Source organism: Nitrosomonas sp. Is37, assembly GCF_033063275.1.
GTDB lineage: Bacteria > Pseudomonadota > Gammaproteobacteria > Burkholderiales > Nitrosomonadaceae > Nitrosomonas.
In genome coordinates this window covers 35,252-54,160 of sequence record NZ_JAWJYP010000016.1, presented here as the reverse complement: position 1 = coordinate 54,160, position 18,909 = coordinate 35,252, and the positions used below count along the sequence as shown (strand labels likewise).

Here is an 18,909-nt window from a genome sequence, read left to right as displayed (position 1 = left end):
ATTGCACAAGAGCACCGGTATATTTCGGAGGAATCCGATCCGCGAGGTAGCTGCACAAATCACGCTACGATATGGCTGAACACCAGCGTACCAGCGAACTGGTCAGGCGCTAACTCCCATTGCGGACTGGATCATATTGCAACCAATTCCATTCTGGATGGGTTGCAGTATTTTCCGCAGGCTTTTGAACAGCAGTTGTCAATCTATTGTTTTTAATTTTGGCCAGATAAGTAATAAATCGAAGAAAGTGTTGGATCTTATCTTTTGCCAATTATTGTTGCTTCACAGATTTGTGCTGCAGTGTATTCGTCTGGCAATCCAGCAAAACAAATAAAACAAGCAAAAAACTGGTACTCCAGGCTACTGCTGCGATAGCCAATAATATTTCCCGGTGGGCGCTAAAATCAGCGTCCATACGCATGAGCGCAGCAATACTCATAATGCCAGTCATTACCACGATCTGTGGTATCCGCGAAGGATATTGCTTCACATGCAGCAGTGTCACGCGCACCATGACGTTGGCGGCGAGTGTACCTAACGCCCCTACGGTGATTGCGTGAACTGCGGTACTAAAATAGTCACCTCCACTCAGTTTTACCCAGCCCAGCAGCATGAGCCCCAACGCCAACCAGCCGTAGCCTAGCCCAAGACAAATCAGATCAGGCCGTGCCAGACAATGCCATAATTGCCAGCGAAACAGCCGGGTAGCTGCCAAAATTCCACTCATGATCAGCAAAACACCTGATACCGAAGTCGCGACTGGAGCAAGTACGAAAGCAGCTGTAACTGTCACAATTAACCCTGCTTCGATGTGCGGCTGAACCCTTGCCTCAAGTTCCATCCCTTGGCGATAAAACTCACCGGCTACTGCTGGCGCCAGCATGCGTCCTCCCATGAAAAGCATCAGTAAGGCGAATAATTGCACGCTTTCATCCAGCAAAAAGCGATGCAACCAGCGATAGTCAAGCTGGTTCATCAGGGTGATTGCAATTGTAATGGCGCAAATCAGACCGAGCAAAGGTACCAGCGTACGATTACGCCATTTCTTCGCAACCCACAGACGGGGAAGTAAATGCCGGGCAAGCAGCGTGACAAAGGCAGCATTACTCACCAAAGTCAGCCAATTGGCAGGATCGATCAATCCCATTAGCCGCGCCAGCAGCCAAGTAACTATGAATAAGGCTAATCGTCGTGCAGGCATAGGACCCAGCAGATAACCCGCGATCAAGGCCAAGGCGAAACCGAACAGCATTTCAAAAGCATGGCCGGTCGGTGCGGCCAGCGCTCCCGGTCCGTAACCATGCCTTGCCAGCATGGCCAATGGCACCATCAGCACAGCATATACACATGCAGCCGGAAAGAACCATTGATGCGCGTGAGTTTTAGTTTCATCCGGAAACCACTGTAACAATATATTTTTCAATTGGGTAATGTACTTTTTTATTCAAACTATTATTTTATTCCATTTTAAAACCAAACCCGATTTTGTCGGCTTCTCCGCCGTATTATTTATACTGTCTGCGGTTCGCTCTTGCGTCATGTTTGATTTTGAAATGGAATTAGCTGCAAATCAGCTTTGCTGGTTGAATATGACCGACTGCTGCGATAAATGCAGACGAACTCGTTATTTTGGGTAATTCTCATACTACGAAAATGATATTGACAATCATTCAACTAAAGAGTAGAGGTAGAACTCAACGAAAATTTTTTCGTTGCGATCTTTTCGATCTCTGCCTGCAAAGACAGAGATCGATAGGTTTTAATGAGTGCATATTCGGCTACGGCCAAAGGAGGTTTTATGAAAATGCAACTTTGGATTGTGGCGGCACTGGCCACTTTTTTAGCAGCATTCGGCCAGGCAAATGCCGGTGAAAAAGAATTAAGCAAGCATCAAGTACCCAAAGCGGTTCTCGAAGCCTTTGAAAAGGCTTACCCAAATGCCAAAAAGGTAGAATTCGAGAAGAAAATGTTCGAAGGCAAAGATGCTTATGAGGTGGAATACAAAGAAGACGGCAGAGAACACGAAATTCTGTATAGCCCAGAAGGTGTGGTGCTGCAGAAGGAAGAAACCATCGACGTCAAGACACTACCTGAACCGGTAGTTCAAGCCATTTCCAAGGCACACCCAAAAGCGACCATCAAGGAGGCTGAGAAGATAATGAAGCCTGATGGGACGATTACTGGTTATGAAGTTGAACTCAAGACAGAAGGAAAGGAACTCGAACTCGAATTGGATCTCAATGGAAATATTCTGAAAACAGAGCGGGATTGAGTTTATCTTTATCTGATACTAATACAAGACAGTATCCTCATCCACTTGCCTTTCTTTTAACTTGGGTGAGGAGCCCGTTATTTCTCCTGAAGTATTCTTCAGCAAAGACGTTACACTCAGGCAGCTTGACTATAAGGCAGCAGTGTCTCAGTTTGAAATTTATTTCTTCTGCATCCTCCTCTCATGAATATGACACAAGCTATCCAGAGTGCTAAAACCTCTACCGGGCATAAGGAACTAGTCAGGAACTGGAATCAGCAAAGCTTTAGTTCTGCAAAATCTTAAGCATAGTTTGATAAGGGAAAGTAGATGAGAATCTATTTTCTACTCTATCTAGGTCGTGCCTGCAAAATCTTTTTTTCAGGGACAATTTAATAGTAAACTCCAGTGTGGTAAGTCGTATCAGGAAGTCTTAATTGCTAGCTTAATACTTCAACTTATTTGGGAGCGATGTCATGAGAATATGGAAAATTTCTGTGATTTTAATCGTTCTTGCTTTATTGATTTCCTGTGCACAAATGAAACCCCATCCAATGGATATGACACAAGCTATCCAGAATGCTAAAACTACTGCTGACCATGAGGCGCTAGCCAGGCATTATGAAGCGACAGCCAGAGAGATGCAGTCAAAAGCGCAAGAGCATAAGAGAATGCTTGAACAATATGAAGCGCACAGAGAATTCTATGGTAGACGCGGTCTAGATATGGAATCGATGTGCCATGCCTTGATCAATTTTTATGAGCAAGCTGTAAAAGAGAATATGGATATGGCTAATTCTCATCGTAAAGTGGCTGCAGAGATCAAGTAATGTTTGATCAACAAAGTAGCAAGATTTGGCTCTCAGTTTTAAGAGTTTGCTTTCCAGCATGAAGCATTCGGCCCTTTCTACCTTTTGCCGCCTGTTTTCCTTGCGCTTTTCAAAGCGGCTGTTGAGCGGGGTACTGCTCATCTCCCTTTTGATGATACAAGCAAAGATTATGCTGGAGGGCTGTCTGGTAATACCCTATCTGCCAGCACTGCAGAGCATGGAGCATATGGAGGGGACTTGTGCTGAGCCTGCTTCACCTAGTGAGCGAGTCTGTCTGGCTAATTGTGAATATTCGATAAGCAAACCCAAGCTTACAGGTGAGATCACGTTGTTTGATGTGATCGTCGGGTTACCAGTGATAATGTTTGTGATGGGTTTGTTCCTTAGCTTTTCGCCCCATACTTCTTATACCGCATTTGTGCCCGGCCTCGGGCCGCCTTTGTATCTACTCTTCCTGCGTCTTTTCATTCCCACTCCTCCTTTCAGTATTGATTGACTGGATTTCTGCACGCCCCTCAGCGCGTGAGTAAATTCCATTCGATTCAACGAATATTTTTAATCGTTTTCCAAACTTGTTTCACTTTCCTCGTTAGAAGGAAAGCGCAATATATCCTGCCAGTGTGCCAGGATGTATTTGCCTGCTTGGATTACTAGAGCGATTTGTATACCAAGATTTATTTATTCAGGAGTGAGAATCATGAAACGAAACGTAATGGTTGTTTTTGTCAATGTTTGTGTTTTATTCGTATTGACTGGATTGATCACCATGCAGCTTGCCGGTGCCGCCGTCGTATCTCATGAGGGAACGGCAACGGTAAAAGCGATTGATTTGGACAAGAACATCGTAAAACTTGCCCATGGGCCGATTGCATCGCTTAAATGGCCAGCTATGGTGATGAATTTTAAGGTCAAGGAGCGTGCTCTCATGCAAGAAATCAAAGTGGGTGACAGTGTGACTTTTACAGTCATTCAGTCGAATGGGGACTATATAGTTACGCATATCCAGCGGAGTAAATAGGGCTATCAGGGAGGTCGTATATCAGTGATACATTGATACGTGAGGGAGAGCAAAATGATTGCCTCATCGCCAGACAGCACTAGAAATGTTTTTTCCATACTCAGGAATGGAATTATCGCAGTATGGGTTTTAGGGATGGTGATTCCGCTCAATGTGCGGGCAGATGCTTCAAACCATGCTCATCCAGCGATATTTCAGCAAGATAAGCCCACAGTCGATGGCAAGCAGGTTACGCCACTGGCCACCCTCATCACCGAGGTCTTACAGAACAATCCGGAAATACAGGCTGCGCAGCGGGAACGCGAAGCAGCTCAGCGGAGAATATCACCCGCAGAGGCACTGGATGATCCTGTGCTGGAAGCGGGAGTGATTAATGCGCCCTTGGCATCTTCGCCATTCAATCGCGAGGATATGACCATGAAAATGATTGGCCTGTCCCAGCGTTTCCCCTTTCCGGGGAAACGTGGTTTACGCAAGGAAGTTGCCAGCAAGGACGCAGAAGCAATTGATTACGGCTATCAAGAAACAGTAAATCGAGTAGTACGTGATCTCAAAGTTGCTTATTTCGACCTCGGGCTTACTCTGGAAATGACCAAGCTGGTCGAGAAAAACAAGTTGATTCTGGAAGATCTTACTCACTTGGCTGTGGATCATTACCGGGTGGGAATGGGTACTCAGGCCGATGCATTCAAGGCGCAGACACAGGTATCCAGAATGCAGGATGAGTTGCTCAAGCTGGCACGCGAACGGCCCGTGATTGAAGCAGAGCTTATTCGCACGCTTGGTCATAGTGCTTATGCTGGAGAGCTGATACCCGAGTCGCTACACATTCATCAAGCCTCCTTGAAGCTGGAATCATTGCGGGAGAGAGCAATGACGCAGCGGCCGCAATTATTAGCACTGCAGAGCCTTGCCACGCGCAATAAAAAAGCAGTGGAACTCGCGCAAAAAGCATACTATCCGGATTTTGATGTGCGCCTTGCGTATGGCCAGCGGGATAGGATGCTGGATAACACATCGCGCCCTGACATGGTCAGCCTGACTGTGGCGATCAACCTTCCGGTATGGCGCACCAGTAAAATTGAACCACGTATTGCGGAATCGCAAGCGCTGCACTATCAGGCATTGGATCTGCATCAGGCGCAAAGCAACGAGATTGCGGCAAAACTGCGGCAACAGGTGGCAACGGCTGAGCAGAATTTCAAATCGGTGCAGCTGTATCAAACGACTATTCTGCCACAGGCCAGACTCACGGTTGAATCAGCGCTGGCTGCCTACCGAGTTAATCAAGTCGATTTTCTCACGCTGCTTGATAGCCAGATGACGGTATCCAATTACGAAATCAGCCTGGTGACAGCGATAGCCAACTACAACAAGGCGCTCGCAGAAATCGATCTGCTTACTGGCAAAACCCCTGATGAATTGGCACACCACCATTAATGGAGTTCGCTATGAGAGCACTTGCTAAAGTAATCCTTATTGCTGTTCTAATCACACTTTCACTCGTTGTGGGATATTGGTGGGGAAATATCCAATCTGTTAAGCCTGTGGCCGAGTCACCTGAAGTCATTACTCCTAAGGGCAAGATTCTTTATTACCGCAATCCAATGGGATTACCAGACACTTCACCCGTACCTAAGAAAGACCCAATGGGGATGGACTATATTCCCGTTTATGAAGGTGAAGAACCTCCAGTGGATAGTGCAGCGGTGAAGATTAGCACTGAAAAAATACAAAAACTGGGAGTTCGGACTGAAACTGCCATGTTACGAGAGATGATTCATACCGTCAGGGTTGTGGCCACAATACAGCCAAATGAGCGTAAATTGTACACGTTAGTGACCAAATTCGAGGGCTGGATTCATCGACTCTACGTCAATACCACTGGCCAAGCAGTCAAAAAAGGCGATGCATTGATGGATGTTTATAGTCCTGTTCTGATCACAGCACAACACGAATATCTTATTGCAATGAAAGGCATGCGTATGGTTGCCGAGGGTAGTCCAGATGCGCGATCTGGAGTGCAAAGGCTGATCGAGAGTGCATTGCAGCGATTGCGCAACTTAGACATATCGGAGATTGAATTGCAGCGCCTGCAGCGTGAAGGCGAAATCAAGCAATATCTTACACTACGCTCTCAAGCAAATGGCGTCGTGCTGGAAAAACCATCCATTGAAGGCAAGCGCTTTGAGCCTGGAGAGGAACTTTATAAGATTGTCGACTTATCAAGCGTATGGGTATTGGCTAATGTGTTTGAACAGGATCTCCGTATGATTCATCCAGGTCAGATGGCTACCATCAGAGTCGACGCCTACCCGGATAAGGTATTCAGTGGTAAGGTGGCTTTTATCTATCCAGAAGTGACACCAGAAACACGTACCGCTCTCGTGCGCATTGAGCTGCTCAATGCTGATGGGCTGCTTAAACCAGATATGTACGCGCGTGTCGAGTTTGCTACTTTTCATAGTAAGGAAAAAGCACTTACTGTCCCTGACTCAGCAGTACTCGATACTGGCATACGACAGTTGGTACTGGTTGATCTCGGTGAAGGCCGTTATGAACCGCGCACGGTAAAACTCGGCATGCATGCCGATGGTTATGCTGAGGTATTAGGAGGACTTGAAGCAGGAGAGGCCGTAGTGGTCAAGGCTAATTTCCTGATTGATGCGGAAAGTAACCTCAAGGCAGCCATAAGTGGCTTTGGTCCCGGAGACCATTCCTTAGCGAAACGCGAGAAATCACACGCCGAACCTGGCACATTAATTGAAGGCGCACCGTCAAAAACTCATCGTGGTGATGGCAATATTGAGGCAATTGATTTTGCGCATACAACCATCACACTCGCGCATGGACCGATCGCCAGTCTCAATTGGCCATCAATGATTATGGATTTCCGGGTTGCTGATCCGGCATTACTTCGCTCGCTGAAGCCTGGCCAGAAGGTTGCATTCGAAATTACCGAAAAATCAGCTGGGGAGTATGTCATTGTACACATTGATCTACTAGACACCAGTGCCGCCGTCAACGAGCACGGAGAACACTGAGATGGTCAGCAAAATAATCGAATGGTCGGTACGGCATGTTTTTCTAGTATTGCTAGCAGCATTCTTCATCGTTGCCTGGGGCGTGTATGCAGTGTTGAAAACACCGGTTGACGCGATTCCTGATCTATCCGATGTTCAGGTCATCATCTATACCGAGTATCCCGGCCAGGCACCGCAAGTGGTTGAAGATCAGGTCACTTACCCACTGACTACGGCCATGCTGAGCGTGCCCAAATCGAAAGTTGTGCGGGGAATGTCGGCCTTTGGGGTGTCGTTTATCTACGTCATTTTTGAAGATGGTACTGATATCTATTGGGCACGTTCACGTGTGCTGGAATACCTGAATTTTGCAGCTAACAAATTGCCACAGGGTGTCAGGCCCGCGCTTGGTCCAGACGCGACGGGGGTAGGCTGGGTTTATCAATATGTCGTTACTGCCGCAGACCGAACGCTGGATGAGCTGCGCAGCATCCAGGACTGGTTTCTGCGTTATCAATTGGTCGCGACGGAAGGGGTGTCGGAAGTAGCTAGCGTCGGAGGGTTTGAGAAAACTTATCAGATTACGGTCGATCCACGGCGTTTACAAGCTTATGGCATTTCACTTAAGACGGTGATCAATGTTGTTGCTCAGAGTAATCGCGATGTGGGCGGGCGTGTGATCGAGCTTACAGAAACCGAGTACATGGTGCGTGGCAAAGGATACTTACGCAGCATCAGTGACCTAGAGAATCTGGTCGTAAAAGCACACGAGGGTATGCCAGTACTATTGCGTAATGTCGCTCGTGTTGAGCTGGCGCCCAATGAACGCCGTGGGATCACTGAACTCAATGGTGAAGGCGAAGCCGTTTCAGGGATCGCCATTGCGCGCTATGGCGAGAATGCGCTCAATGTTATCCGCGATATCGAAGCGAAAATCGATGAGCTTAAGCCAGGTCTGCCAGAAGGCGTAACGATTCAATCTATTTATGACCGTTCCGAATTGATTCAGCGTGCTATCGCGACGCTGAACGAAGTGTTGATCGAGCAGATGATTATCGTAGCGCTGGTATGTGCCGTTTTTCTCATGCATGTGCGTAGTGCGCTGGTGGCGATCATCATATTGCCAATCGGTGTGCTCATCGCTTTCATTGTCATGTTTCATCTGGGCATCAACTCCAACATCATGAGTCTGGCTGGCATCGCACTCGCCATTGCCGAGATGACCGACGCCGCGGTTGTCATGGTGGAGAATACGCATAAACACCTTGCACGCCTTGATCCGCTTGCTCCCGCAGTGGCGCGTAGGGATACCATTATTACAGCATGTAAGGAAGTCGGACCGGCGTTATTTTTCAGCCTGCTGATTATTACGGTATCGTTTCTGCCGATATTCACGCTCGAGGCTCAGGAAGGGCGCATGTTTCAACCACTCGCCTTTACCAAGACATTTGCCATGGCAGGCGCCGCACTCCTATCCATCACGCTGGTTCCAGCGCTGATGCTACTGCTGATTTGGGGCCGTATTCCGCGTGAGCAGGATAATCCACTGGGTCGGCTCATGATCCGGCTTTATCAGCCCCTCATTCCATGGGTCATCAAATGGAAGAAAAGCATACTCGTTGCTGCCATTGTTTTATTAGGATTAACTATTTATCCAGCTGTCAGATTGGGAAGTGAATTCATGCCACCGCTGAATGAAGGTACGCTGCTTTATATGCCGGTAACGTTGCCGGCTATCTCTGTCACCAAAGCGGCGGAACTCATGCAGACCCAGAACAAAATCATTAAAAGCTTTCCAGAAGTGGCATCGGTATTTGGTAAAGCTGGCCGAGCCAATACCGCGACTGATCCAGCGCCATTGGAAATGACCGAGACCATCATCAATCTGAAACCGGAAAGTGAGTGGCGTCCCGGCATGACCATCGACAAGCTGATTGCTGAACTGGATCAAGCGCTGCAAATACCCGGTGTCAGTAATGCCTGGACAATGCCGATCAAAAACAGGATTGACATGCTGGCAACCGGCATCCGTACACCAATTGGTATTAAAGTATTTGGCAGCGATCTGGATGAAATAGAAAAACTCGGCAAGCAGATCGAAATGGCCGTCAAAACAGTACCTGGTACCGCTAGTGTCTATGCGGAACGAACCACTGGTGGTTATTACCTCGATATTGAACCCGACCGTATGGCGCTTGCGCGTTATGGCTTGGCTGTCGGTGATCTGCTGGAAGTCATTACCACAGCATTGGGGGGCGAAACGATTACTACTACTGTTGAAGGACGTGAGCGCTATGGAGTCACCGTGCGCTATCCACGTGAACTGCGCAGCGACCCACAAGCGATTGCGACACAGGTGCTGGTCCCTACTATGGGCGGAGCGATGATTCCACTGGGACAGCTTGCGCAGATTAAGCTTGTCAAAGGGCCGCCGAGCATTCGTACCGAGAACGCCTTGCTGTCCGCTTACATTTTTGTTGATATACGTGATCGTGATATCGGCAGCTATATCGCGGATGCACAACAGGCAGTCCGAGAACAGGTACAATTCTCATCGGGGTACTACGCTACCTGGAGCGGCCAGTTTGAATATATGCAGCGTGCCATCGAGAAATTGAAAGTGGTGGTGCCCCTTACGCTGTTAATCGTATTTGTGCTGATCTATTTAAATTTCAATCGTCTGACCGAAACATTGATCGTGATGCTGACAGTGCCTTTTTCCGTGATCGGGGGCATCTGGCTGATTTACTGGCTTGGTTATAACATGAGTACTGCGGTCGCAGTGGGTTTCATCGGTCTAGTGGGTATCGCAGCTGAAATCGGTATGGTGATGCTGACCTTCCTCGATCAGGCGTTCAAATCCATTACAGCAAAACGCCATGCAGCCGGTGAAAAAGTCGCCGTTGAAGATCTCTATGCTGCCGTGTCAGAAGGTGCAGTGAGAAGGATACGTGCCGTCATGATGACCATTGCCGGCAGCATCGTGGGTTTGTTGCCGGTCATGCTGAGCACGGGCACCGGTTCAGAGGTCACGCGGCGCATTGCTGCTCCAATGGTCGGCGGCATGGTCTCGGCCACTGTGCTGACGCTGATCATTTTCCCAGCTATTTATGCAATGATTAAGGAAATGCAGATTCAGCGTTCATTTAAAACCGAAAAAATATAAAAATTTACATTTGCAAACCAATTTAATGACCTGGTTATTGGGTGGCTAATCGTAGCAGTAAAAAATTTTCACTATATGAGAGGTTGATCACCATGAAGAAACCTTTGCGTTATATTCCAGCATTTCATTTCCACTGGTTGACGCGTTGGTACGATCCGATGATGCGGCTCTTCTTTCCTGAAGAGGCGTTAAAGACTGCGTTGATTGCTCAAGCGGATATCCAGCCAGGCCAAAGCGTGTTGGATATTGGCTGCGGGACAGGCACGCTCACCCTGATGATCAAACAGGCCCACCCGAACGCTACAGTATGCGGACTTGACGTGGATTCCGAGGTGTTAGATATCGCACGCAGGAAGACCGAAGAAGCAGGGGAGATCATCATCCTGCAGCAGGGTAGCGCAACTTGTCTACCCTATGCAGACGAAAGTTTCGATCACGTATTTGCCAGTTTGATGCTACATCATCTAACGAGGCAAGATAAACAGCAAATGCTCAGGGAAGCATTCCGTGTCCTCCAACCTGGTGGCAAACTGCATGTAGCGGATTTCGGCAAGCCACATGATTCAGTCATGTGGCTGATCTCTTGGTTAGTGCGTTGGTTTGAAGAGGTACACGATAACATTCTGGGTCTATTGCCGGTTTATATGGCGGATGCTGGATTTCATTCGATGGAGGAGGCAACATGTTACCGTACAGTGCTTGGCACTGTTGCTTTATATCGCGCTGATAAACCCATAAAGAGTAGGAAGAAAGTGAATTCTGGATGATACGGAAGCACCTGCCGTACCGCCTATTTCAGAATGAGAAAGGTTTGCAGGATTAACCTGTGAAATGTTGGTATCGCAATTGTTTTTCGCTAATATATTTATTAAGCATATGAGCAACAAAGTAACAATGCGTAATAGATAAGAAGCGCTGAAATGATATGCTGTTGTTAATGAAATTTTTGTTATCCAGAAGTTTTAAAATATTTTTTATTCATCCATATTATGTACATTATTTTTCTTCTCAACAGGTTCACTGAAGTAATAAATACCAAATGTCATACGATAACGTGGACTATTATTCAATGCATCATTTGTTTTTAGTTCTATAGCTTCTTTGTTGATGGCAAGTAAAGATTCCATTCCCAGACTTTCAGACTTTTCAGCCAATACTCTAACTGAATCCGCGCTTAATGCATCGTAATAAACGCTGTGCTCTAAAAATGGTTGACCATCTTGTAACAAATTACTGGTAGCAGCTGCTGCATGATCATGCAAGTTATGGCCAAAATAATAAACTTTTTCATCAAAGCCATGCACAGGGACAAATGCAGCGGTATTGAGACAAACGCGATTTTTTTCATCAAAGCAAGCTACGCCGAGCCTTAACCATTCGTCAAGTACAACTCGCGAACGGATATCACAGCTCACACTGGCAACCAGTCCTTCAAAAGAAATATCTCCGCCTTCTTTAATAAATCTGGGCAATGGTCTGGGCTGATTGCTTTCATCCAGATAACGCGCATCACTTGTCCACAGGCTTACGAGTCGCGCGCCCATTGAAACAGCGTGCGGGATAACTTGAATAGTGGAATGGTCACTATGACGTAATCGTTTGATATCTTTACGATGGATACCCGTCAGTAAGCTCAAATGACTATCACTAGAAGGCTTTCCTCCAATCTTGCATTCTTTTTCTGCTACCTCTACAAAGATATCTTTTAATAATTCAGATAAATAATTGTAAGTAATTCCCTTTGCTAGCATCAATTTGATAAATGGCCGCAATACACGGCGCAACGCAGAAACGAGTGCTGGTGAAAGTATTGAAGTGGAAGGAAGCACAGTGCATTTTAAAAATAAGAATATCAGATTATCAAACTAAATCAGAAATTAATAACATTGTAATAATGACATGATGACATTGTAATAATAACACGATACGGTAATGCGGTAAGCATTTTGTGGGAAATTTTTACACAAAATGTAGACATGAGAATTATTTTCATTTACTATTCCTTCTGTGTGGGAAATAATCACACAACGCACATCGTGATGGTTTTACTGATGCTGCATTAACTAAATCAAGGAGAGTGCTATGAGAAGACTCTCAAACATTTCAATTCTTACACTAAGTATAGGTCTTACTTCTGCTCCAGCCCTGGCACGACAAATAGTCAATTCAAGCGACTATGCGACTATATTGGATACACAAATAGTGCATATGCTTTTGCAGAACTTGTACATGGCAGCCGATGATCTTGAAGCAAGGCGCGTTGGAAAACTCCTTTACCTTTAGATTAACAACCATGTTTAACACGACCAACCACTGTAACGTGAGATAGGAAAAAGTAAAAAACCCAGTTTCGCCAAACTAACGGCAAACTGAGAATAGTATTAATTAATCCATGGAGAACATTTAATGTTTGATAGGTCTTTTATCAAAAAGATTGTGAACCTGGCAGTTTATTCCTCAGCAATCTTAACCTTGTCATTTGTAAGCAATGTTTCTGCTGGTGATAACGAAGTCCGATTTGCACTGACAGACAACGCAGCACTCTGGTTTGACACCGGAACAGCGATCGCAGGCAACCGCTCCATTGCAATTGCCCAGCCTGGTGTGCGGGTTAAATTTTCTGGTGATTCCAATACGGTGCACACGAGAACCAGTTTGATCTTCCCAACTGGAGCCGCTGGTATGCCACATAATGATACGAAACATTCGGATGGGGGCGATGATGTAACGCTGACAACGCCAGGCTTATATGTTTTTTTCTGCAGTATTCATCCTTTCATGCTCGGTGCAGTGATTGTTGATGATCCTAATACCACCGGTCTGGATTTAGGATCTTCACTCAGTTTAATCAATGGCATTACCGTACCAAGCAGCAGCGATCTGGCAACCCGCCTATTACGCACTTTCTTTATCGCGACTAATCCTGATAACTGGCAGAACTATGCAAGTAATAAACCATGGCATATTACCTATCCTAATGTTGATGTACGTGTGGATAGTGGCGTCGTTAACTTGCCAGAAATGCTGAATGCTCGCTATGGCAATGATATTCCCTTGGCAGCGCTTCAAAATCCTAAAATACCCGCAGTAGGTGAAGTTTGGGTAGCCACTGAGTTTGAAACCACCTCAGGAAAAGAAAAACCAGGTACGGTATCAGCGGTAGATGGCTCTTCTTGGCAGGTCACCCGCAAAGTAGCGTTGCCTTCCATCGACATGAACAATCCACACAATATGTGGACCGATAAAGATCAAAGCGTTATTTATGTGACACAATGGTTTGACGATAAACTGGCTGTTTTTGATCGTCAAACGGGTAAATTGATTCGCAATGTATCTGTGGGCGAATCACCTGCGCATGTGATGACTCTGCCCGATAGCGATCGGATTCACGTCACCAATAACGGCGATGATGTAAAAGATTCAGTCATGGAACTAGCTCCGCTCGCAACTGAGGTGCTGCGTACGGTGAATATTGGACAAGGTAATCCACATGCGCACTGGATGAGTCATGAGGGCAAAACCATGGTAACGGCAAACGCCCTTTTCGGCGATTCCACGCAATACAATTTCCATACAAATGCTATTGATTCCCTTACAAAAGTCGGTGGTGAATTCAGTCATCCTTTGGCAGCCGGCATGATGCCAGATAGCAGCAAATATTATGTTTCGAATTTCCTTGATAACACCATCGCTGTTATAAACATGGACACACATCAAGTTATCAAGCATATTAATCTGCTAAAAGATTATGATCCCGTGGCAGGAACCATTTCCGGCCCTGTAGGTGCATTACCGGTTCAAACCCCCGTTTCCCCCGATGGGAAAAATATGGTCACATCCAATACGCTCACAGGCACGATTACTGTTGTCAATACCAGCACTGATGAAGTTGTTGCCATGTTGCCTTGCGATCCTGGTTGCCACGGTGTGCAATACGGCGCCAAACAAGGAGGTGGTTACTATGCGTATGTTGCCAGCAAATTCTCCAACAGACTGCTAATTGTCGATCCTGATCCAAACAATGATGGCGATCCCTCCGATGCCATGATTGCAGGTCAAGTAGGACTGTTTGCTGCAGGCGCAACAAAACTCGATGACACCATAAAAGGTAATCCTGGAATGGGGGGGCAAGGTGTCCTGCCAATCCCGGTCGTGTATAACGGCTGGGTTCAGAATCTACCTGCTTCCTGGAGTGATCAACTAACCCCAGCGCAACGTGATCCAATTAATCCAATTAAATAAGCTAAGACGGGTATAAGCAGTGTTCGATAGAGTCTCATGATTTGTAATACTATTTGTAATACTGTTTATACCTTTACTTACCTATATTAATGAGGGAAAAAATGAGCTCAGGACATGATGATTTATCCACCAGCAGTGATAAACGGTTTACATTTACCATTGAGAATGGCGTTGTAACGGCCTTTCTCGAAGTTGAAAATGGAGTAACGGAACAACCCGGCCAAATTAGCTGGAATGATGTCACTGTACTGAGCTAGCACTGAGCAAACAAAGGGGGCGTTAATCGTCCCCTTCTAGTTTCTGATTGATGATTCTTCCCACCATACTTACCCATAGTAAGCAATATCAGGCGCGCTCAGGAAATCACCAAGAAATACATATTCTTGGTTTTTTGTAAATTTAAATCCTGTCATTACTATATCGAATATGTCTTACTGCCAGCCAAATCTGGGTCAGTGTTGTAAGCAATAGTGCAATAAGAAAAACCAATGTAAATGTTTGCATAGTCAATAGTTTCCCCAGTTGTACCTCGCAATCAATGATATCGATCACACCAAAACGAAGGTGATGTCTCCACAGACCAACGGTATTTGTGAACGATTTCACAAAACCATTCTGCAGGAATTCTATCAAGTAACTTTCCGCAAGAAGCGCAACTATGATTTAGAATCCTTAAGAAAGACCTGAACAGTTGGATCGATTATTACAATAATGAAAGAACTCATCAGGGTAAAATCTGAAATGGGAAAACTCCTATGGAGACTTTATTCAATGGGAAAGAAGTTTGGCAGATTGATTCATAGTATTCCTTTGCGATACAAAACACTTAAATCCATCATGATTGCGATACCATAATGAAGCATTACACCTGGCCAAATGCTCTTACTTTTCAGACTCATCGCACCTAACACGATACCGGCCACTATTGCGCCAATCGTTTCAGGTAGAGGTTTACCAAAATGAATCATGCAATAGGGAATCGTCATGACAAATATGGAGTAAACTCCAAATCTTCGTTTAGTTCCATGCAATAAAAATCCTCGGAATAAAAATTCGAGCGCAATAAACTGAAGAAAATAAAATATCTCCCAGATTACAAAATTTGGATAAAGCCCCTCATTTTTCCCTACTTTATAAAATGGATAGCTTGCCAGAAAACCATCTGTTCCTGAGAAATAAGCAATTAATGGAATCATACTGATGATCATGATCAAGTAAGGCCTGTAATTGCTAAAACTGTAATTAGGCGCTAATCCATAATCACCGGGTTTTTCTTTTATCACCAGCACAATTACTAGCAATGGCAGAATGAAATAAAACAAAACGATGGATGATGCCCAGAACATTAATTGATGTAATTGGGCATTAACATGATGCAACATGAATGATTGAAATATATTTGAGAGGTTGTTTAGTTCTATGCTTTTTAAAACCGATAACACAAAACGATAATCTCCCAAATAGCGATGAAGGGTCAGCACCAACGCTGCCACGATACAAATCAGCGCGACTTTAAAGCTAGCTCTTTTTGTTTGCCATTGCAGTAATTTGGTAAGACTTTGATCTGATTGAGTTACAAAAAACCTGAGCATCTTGATTCGGATAGTAAGGAAATCTTATTCAATTGATTGATGCTACACAAATATTTACTTTATATAGCATAAATATTTTCATGGACCTTAGGAGGTTAAAGCAGATATTTAAACGTAAGTAATAATTTAAGAATTGAACTATAAAGAGCATACAGAATGGGGTCAGATACCGTCTGACTCGCTTAACGCCCGAGCAGTAATTTGCTCTACAACCTCCGCTTTTGCGCTAGCATATGCGTTCATGTCTGTCCAGTCCTGTTTTGCCAATTGACGCTTGACAGACTCGTACAGAAGACGTTCTCCGTCAATCTGCCGTAGTCGATTTCGAAAGGCAATTTGCCTTTTAATCTCCGGACACCCAAGCGAAAAAATATGTGCATGAACATCCCGTTCTGGAGTTCTAACCATTCTATGTTGATGCCATTCGGGCTCTCTCACCCGGAGAACATAACTAGCATCCAATAATGTTGGGAGATAGGTTGCTTCATTACTAGAATCTTCAACAACAATAATGATGTCAATTATTGGCTTGGCCGCCAGCTGCGGAACTGATGTTGATCCAATGTGTTCGATTAAGATAAAACTGTCTTTCAAGGCTACTTCAATCTTTTTCTTATGCTCTAGAAATTTGTTTGGCCAAATCGGATCATAGTCTACGATTACGATTTCTCTTTTCTCAATTCCGCCAATCAAAACTTCACTTTCCATGATTTTTGACATCTTTTTCTGTAAAGTATAAGTCCATTTAAATAACTTCCGTACGCTCTCTCACAAAAAAGGTGTCAGTCATTGTCACAAAAAAGGTGTCAGTCATTGTATCTTGCAAAATGAACGAATTAACCGACTAACAGTGCTGTAATGGACATTAAAATACGTTGCAATTTCAAACATGGTGTAATGTCCCGTTTTGTATATCGCATTCATTGCTTCTCCTCTATCAGTAATGCCGGCAACAATTTCATCCATTGGTTTCTTGGGTGATTTCTTCGATCGCTTGGTAATATGAATACTATCACTTTGTTTCAAACTAATATGTTTTTGTACCTCACCAATAAAAGCATTATCGCCTAAATAGGCTTGTTGTAATACCTTTCCAGAGAAAGGCTGATCAACACCCTGACTGACATACACTTTGTATAAGCGAATGGCCTTTCTTCTTTGATGATCGAACAAACTGAGTAAATTATCAGCAGCAAGCTAGTCAGGACATGTATACCGACCTATGGTGGCACTATAACTGGACCAGCTATAGTTTTCTGGAACATCAATTATACCGGCACGTACTGGATTGAAAATGATATAGCGCGACAGTTCAAGTAAGTAGTTATCCTTTTGCACAATAATCGCTTTATACCGACCCTGAAACACATGCCCCAATCGTTGGCGCGTTTTGTTGAAAAATCTTGTATAACGCCCGTTTAGTCCTCGCATTATTTGAGATAGATTTGCCTTGGGCGTTTCTAGCAAAAGATGATAGTGATTATCCATAAGGCAGTAGGCATAACATATTGCTTGATAGCGTGTCATCAGCTCTGCTAATAAATCAAGAAACTGCTGTCTATCCTCATCTTCAGCAAAAATAGCTTCTCCACCGTTCCCTCTTGACATAACATGGTATAAACCATTCGAAAATTCCAGCCTGATCGGACGTGCCATAAAACCATTCTTCTCCATATTCATTTATGGCTACGTATCATAAATGCGCTTCATGCACTATGCAATGACTGACACCTATTTTTCAATGACTGACACCTATTTTTATTCATTAATGGAAAAAGTGTTCAGAACTGAGGCGTGTACCTTGAATTAAAGCTACTGAAAGGAGGATGCTTCCCATATCAAGTCCCCGGGGTTTTGCCGGGGTTTTTTAAATTCCTAATTCCTGTATATGGAGAATTAGGAAAGCATTCTCTGATTGTTAACTTCTAATTAGCTAGCTTGTTTAGCTAAATCACCACAATATCCGCATTGGTCATGGCTAGACCAGTACCAACCGTAGCAATTTGTACGGCAGCATCAGCACCGCTGCCATCTGCATCGTATAATAATGCCCCTGTTGCATCGTTGTATATGATGAAATCATTCGCGTCCAATGCTTGGGAACCAATTGTGAACTGATCGGCAGCCAATCTCCCGGTGGTCGTTAATGAAGTAAAAACACCATTCTCAAGCATGATAGTGTCATCACTTACAGTGAAATCAGTGATCGTGTCACTATGACCGGCGGTGGTGAATTTGAAGATATCTTTATCTGCCCCACCCGTTAGCGTATTAGTGCCAGTTTTCCCATCGAGGATGTCGTTACCCGCACCTCCATCTAACTGATTGTCAGCGGTATTTCCAGTGATTCTATTAGCCAGGTCATTGCCGGTACCATTGATGGCCAATGTACCTGTCAGGGTGAGATTCTCCACATTGGCTGATAGTGCGTAGGTTACTTTGCTGTTGACCGTGTCGGTGCCTTCATTGAGATTTTCAGTGACAACATCACCAGTATTATCAACAATATAAACGTCATTGCCGAGTCCGCCGCTCGTGGTATCGGCTCCAGCACCGCCATTGAGTACGTCATTACCTGCGCCGCCATTCAGCTGATTAACCGCTGAATTGCCTCTCAATATGTTAGCCAGGTCATTGCCGGTACCATCGATGGCGGATGTACCTGTCAGGGTTAGATTCTCCACATTAGCTGATAGTGCATAGGTTACGCTGCTGTTGACCGTGTCGGTGCCTTCATTGAGATTTTCAGTGACAACATCACCAGTATTATCAACAATATAAACGTCA

Annotated in this window: 18 protein-coding genes and 2 pseudogenes; 12 read left to right on the top strand and 8 right to left on the bottom strand. The window is 44.9% G+C overall.

Annotation, left to right across the window (positions count from 1 at the left end; genetic code table 11):
- Nucleotides 1-271: 271 nt before the first annotated feature.
- A complete protein-coding gene (locus tag R2Q26_RS09045) occupies nucleotides 272-1,411 on the bottom strand; it encodes an NnrS family protein (RefSeq protein WP_317535968.1) in 1,140 nt (379 codons plus the stop codon).
- Nucleotides 1,412-1,798: 387 nt separating this feature from the next.
- Here R2Q26_RS09045 and R2Q26_RS09040 point away from each other — a divergent pair, with 387 nt between their 5' ends.
- The 8 genes from R2Q26_RS09040 to R2Q26_RS09005 all read left to right on the top strand — a co-directional run bounded on the left by R2Q26_RS09040 (nucleotide 1,799) and on the right by R2Q26_RS09005 (nucleotide 11,055).
- Complete coding sequence (locus R2Q26_RS09040) at nucleotides 1,799-2,272, top strand: PepSY-like domain-containing protein (protein ID WP_317535967.1); 474 nt, start codon at nucleotides 1,799-1,801, stop codon at nucleotides 2,270-2,272.
- 455 nt (nucleotides 2,273-2,727) lie between these two features.
- Nucleotides 2,728-3,081, top strand: a complete 354-nt coding sequence (locus R2Q26_RS09035) for a hypothetical protein (RefSeq protein WP_317535966.1) — start codon at nucleotides 2,728-2,730, stop codon at nucleotides 3,079-3,081.
- A 58-nt stretch (nucleotides 3,082-3,139) separates the two neighbouring features.
- Nucleotides 3,140-3,577, top strand: coding sequence for a hypothetical protein (locus tag R2Q26_RS09030; RefSeq protein WP_317535965.1), 438 nt, complete (start codon nucleotides 3,140-3,142; stop codon nucleotides 3,575-3,577).
- Between the two features lie 201 nt (nucleotides 3,578-3,778).
- Nucleotides 3,779-4,099 (top strand): copper-binding protein, encoded by a 321-nt coding sequence (locus R2Q26_RS09025; protein ID WP_317535964.1) that lies wholly within the window; start codon nucleotides 3,779-3,781, stop codon nucleotides 4,097-4,099.
- Between the two features lie 54 nt (nucleotides 4,100-4,153).
- Nucleotides 4,154-5,539, top strand: coding sequence for a TolC family protein (locus R2Q26_RS09020; RefSeq protein ID WP_317535963.1), 1,386 nt, complete (start codon nucleotides 4,154-4,156; stop codon nucleotides 5,537-5,539).
- 11 nt (nucleotides 5,540-5,550) lie between these two features.
- Entirely contained in the window at nucleotides 5,551-7,143 is a 1,593-nt protein-coding gene (locus tag R2Q26_RS09015) for an efflux RND transporter periplasmic adaptor subunit (RefSeq protein WP_317535962.1), read from the top strand.
- A gap of 1 nt (nucleotide 7,144) precedes the next feature.
- Nucleotides 7,145-10,288: a CusA/CzcA family heavy metal efflux RND transporter gene (locus R2Q26_RS09010; protein ID WP_317535961.1), complete on the top strand. Its 3,144-nt coding sequence runs from the start codon at nucleotides 7,145-7,147 to the stop codon at nucleotides 10,286-10,288.
- Between the two features lie 92 nt (nucleotides 10,289-10,380).
- Complete coding sequence (locus R2Q26_RS09005; RefSeq protein ID WP_317535960.1) at nucleotides 10,381-11,055, top strand: class I SAM-dependent methyltransferase; 675 nt, start codon at nucleotides 10,381-10,383, stop codon at nucleotides 11,053-11,055.
- A gap of 207 nt (nucleotides 11,056-11,262) precedes the next feature.
- Here the strand turns inward: R2Q26_RS09005 and R2Q26_RS09000 are convergent, their stop codons facing one another.
- On the bottom strand, nucleotides 11,263-12,117 hold the full coding sequence (locus R2Q26_RS09000; RefSeq protein WP_317535959.1) for a DUF6502 family protein: 855 nt from the start codon (nucleotides 12,115-12,117) through the stop codon (nucleotides 11,263-11,265).
- A gap of 253 nt (nucleotides 12,118-12,370) precedes the next feature.
- Between R2Q26_RS09000 and R2Q26_RS08995 the strand changes: the two genes are divergently transcribed.
- The 3 genes from R2Q26_RS08995 to R2Q26_RS08985 all read left to right on the top strand — a co-directional run bounded on the left by R2Q26_RS08995 (nucleotide 12,371) and on the right by R2Q26_RS08985 (nucleotide 14,787).
- A complete protein-coding gene (locus R2Q26_RS08995; RefSeq protein WP_317535958.1) occupies nucleotides 12,371-12,571 on the top strand; it encodes a hypothetical protein in 201 nt (66 codons plus the stop codon).
- Nucleotides 12,572-12,694: 123 nt separating this feature from the next.
- Nucleotides 12,695-14,530 carry a copper oxidase gene (locus tag R2Q26_RS08990; RefSeq protein ID WP_317535957.1) on the top strand — a complete coding sequence of 612 codons (1,836 nt, stop codon included), beginning with the start codon at nucleotides 12,695-12,697 and terminating at the stop codon, nucleotides 14,528-14,530.
- A gap of 101 nt (nucleotides 14,531-14,631) precedes the next feature.
- A complete protein-coding gene (locus tag R2Q26_RS08985) occupies nucleotides 14,632-14,787 on the top strand; it encodes a hypothetical protein (RefSeq protein WP_317535956.1) in 156 nt (51 codons plus the stop codon).
- 142 nt (nucleotides 14,788-14,929) lie between these two features.
- On the opposite strand, the gene R2Q26_RS08980 is transcribed toward R2Q26_RS08985, so the two are convergent.
- Nucleotides 14,930-15,136, bottom strand: a complete 207-nt coding sequence (locus R2Q26_RS08980) for a hypothetical protein (protein WP_317535955.1) — start codon at nucleotides 15,134-15,136, stop codon at nucleotides 14,930-14,932.
- On the opposite strand from R2Q26_RS08980, the pseudogene R2Q26_RS08975 reads away from it, so the two are divergent.
- Nucleotides 15,050-15,267: pseudogene (locus tag R2Q26_RS08975) on the top strand (integrase core domain-containing protein); the annotation flags it as partial. The gene R2Q26_RS08980 and the pseudogene R2Q26_RS08975 sit on opposite strands and share 87 nt — an antisense overlap.
- A gap of 60 nt (nucleotides 15,268-15,327) precedes the next feature.
- Here the strand turns inward: R2Q26_RS08975 and R2Q26_RS08970 are convergent.
- From R2Q26_RS08970 to R2Q26_RS08950, 5 genes and pseudogenes are all read right to left on the bottom strand, one after another.
- The gene (locus tag R2Q26_RS08970; RefSeq protein WP_317535954.1) at nucleotides 15,328-16,122 is read right to left on the bottom strand and encodes a CPBP family intramembrane glutamic endopeptidase; all 795 of its coding nucleotides are present in this window, start codon (nucleotides 16,120-16,122) and stop codon (nucleotides 15,328-15,330) included.
- 162 nt (nucleotides 16,123-16,284) lie between these two features.
- The gene (locus R2Q26_RS08965) at nucleotides 16,285-16,842 is read right to left on the bottom strand and encodes a GrpB family protein (RefSeq protein ID WP_317535953.1); all 558 of its coding nucleotides are present in this window, start codon (nucleotides 16,840-16,842) and stop codon (nucleotides 16,285-16,287) included.
- Nucleotides 16,843-16,932: 90 nt separating this feature from the next.
- Complete coding sequence (locus R2Q26_RS08960; RefSeq protein WP_317535952.1) at nucleotides 16,933-17,295, bottom strand: hypothetical protein; 363 nt, start codon at nucleotides 17,293-17,295, stop codon at nucleotides 16,933-16,935.
- A 24-nt stretch (nucleotides 17,296-17,319) separates the two neighbouring features.
- Nucleotides 17,320-17,778: a transposase gene (locus R2Q26_RS08955; RefSeq protein WP_317535951.1), complete on the bottom strand. Its 459-nt coding sequence runs from the start codon at nucleotides 17,776-17,778 to the stop codon at nucleotides 17,320-17,322.
- Nucleotides 17,779-18,068: 290 nt separating this feature from the next.
- Nucleotides 18,069-18,909, bottom strand: a pseudogene (locus tag R2Q26_RS08950) (calcium-binding protein); the annotation flags it as partial.

Coding starts and splice junctions, on each gene's coding strand:
- R2Q26_RS09040 (WP_317535967.1), top strand. CDS start 1,799: ATGAAAATGCAACTTTGGATTGTGGCGGCACTGGCCACTTTTTTAGCA.
- R2Q26_RS09035 (WP_317535966.1), top strand. CDS start 2,728: ATGAGAATATGGAAAATTTCTGTGATTTTAATCGTTCTTGCTTTATTG.
- R2Q26_RS09030 (WP_317535965.1), top strand. CDS start 3,140: ATGAAGCATTCGGCCCTTTCTACCTTTTGCCGCCTGTTTTCCTTGCGC.
- R2Q26_RS09025 (WP_317535964.1), top strand. CDS start 3,779: ATGAAACGAAACGTAATGGTTGTTTTTGTCAATGTTTGTGTTTTATTC.
- R2Q26_RS09020 (WP_317535963.1), top strand. CDS start 4,154: ATGATTGCCTCATCGCCAGACAGCACTAGAAATGTTTTTTCCATACTC.
- R2Q26_RS09015 (WP_317535962.1), top strand. CDS start 5,551: ATGAGAGCACTTGCTAAAGTAATCCTTATTGCTGTTCTAATCACACTT.
- R2Q26_RS09010 (WP_317535961.1), top strand. CDS start 7,145: ATGGTCAGCAAAATAATCGAATGGTCGGTACGGCATGTTTTTCTAGTA.
- R2Q26_RS09005 (WP_317535960.1), top strand. CDS start 10,381: ATGAAGAAACCTTTGCGTTATATTCCAGCATTTCATTTCCACTGGTTG.
- R2Q26_RS08995 (WP_317535958.1), top strand. CDS start 12,371: ATGAGAAGACTCTCAAACATTTCAATTCTTACACTAAGTATAGGTCTT.
- R2Q26_RS08990 (WP_317535957.1), top strand. CDS start 12,695: ATGTTTGATAGGTCTTTTATCAAAAAGATTGTGAACCTGGCAGTTTAT.
- R2Q26_RS08985 (WP_317535956.1), top strand. CDS start 14,632: ATGAGCTCAGGACATGATGATTTATCCACCAGCAGTGATAAACGGTTT.
- R2Q26_RS08970 (WP_317535954.1), bottom strand. CDS start 16,122: ATGCTCAGGTTTTTTGTAACTCAATCAGATCAAAGTCTTACCAAATTA.
- R2Q26_RS08965 (WP_317535953.1), bottom strand. CDS start 16,842: ATGTCAAAAATCATGGAAAGTGAAGTTTTGATTGGCGGAATTGAGAAA.
- R2Q26_RS08955 (WP_317535951.1), bottom strand. CDS start 17,778: ATGGCACGTCCGATCAGGCTGGAATTTTCGAATGGTTTATACCATGTT.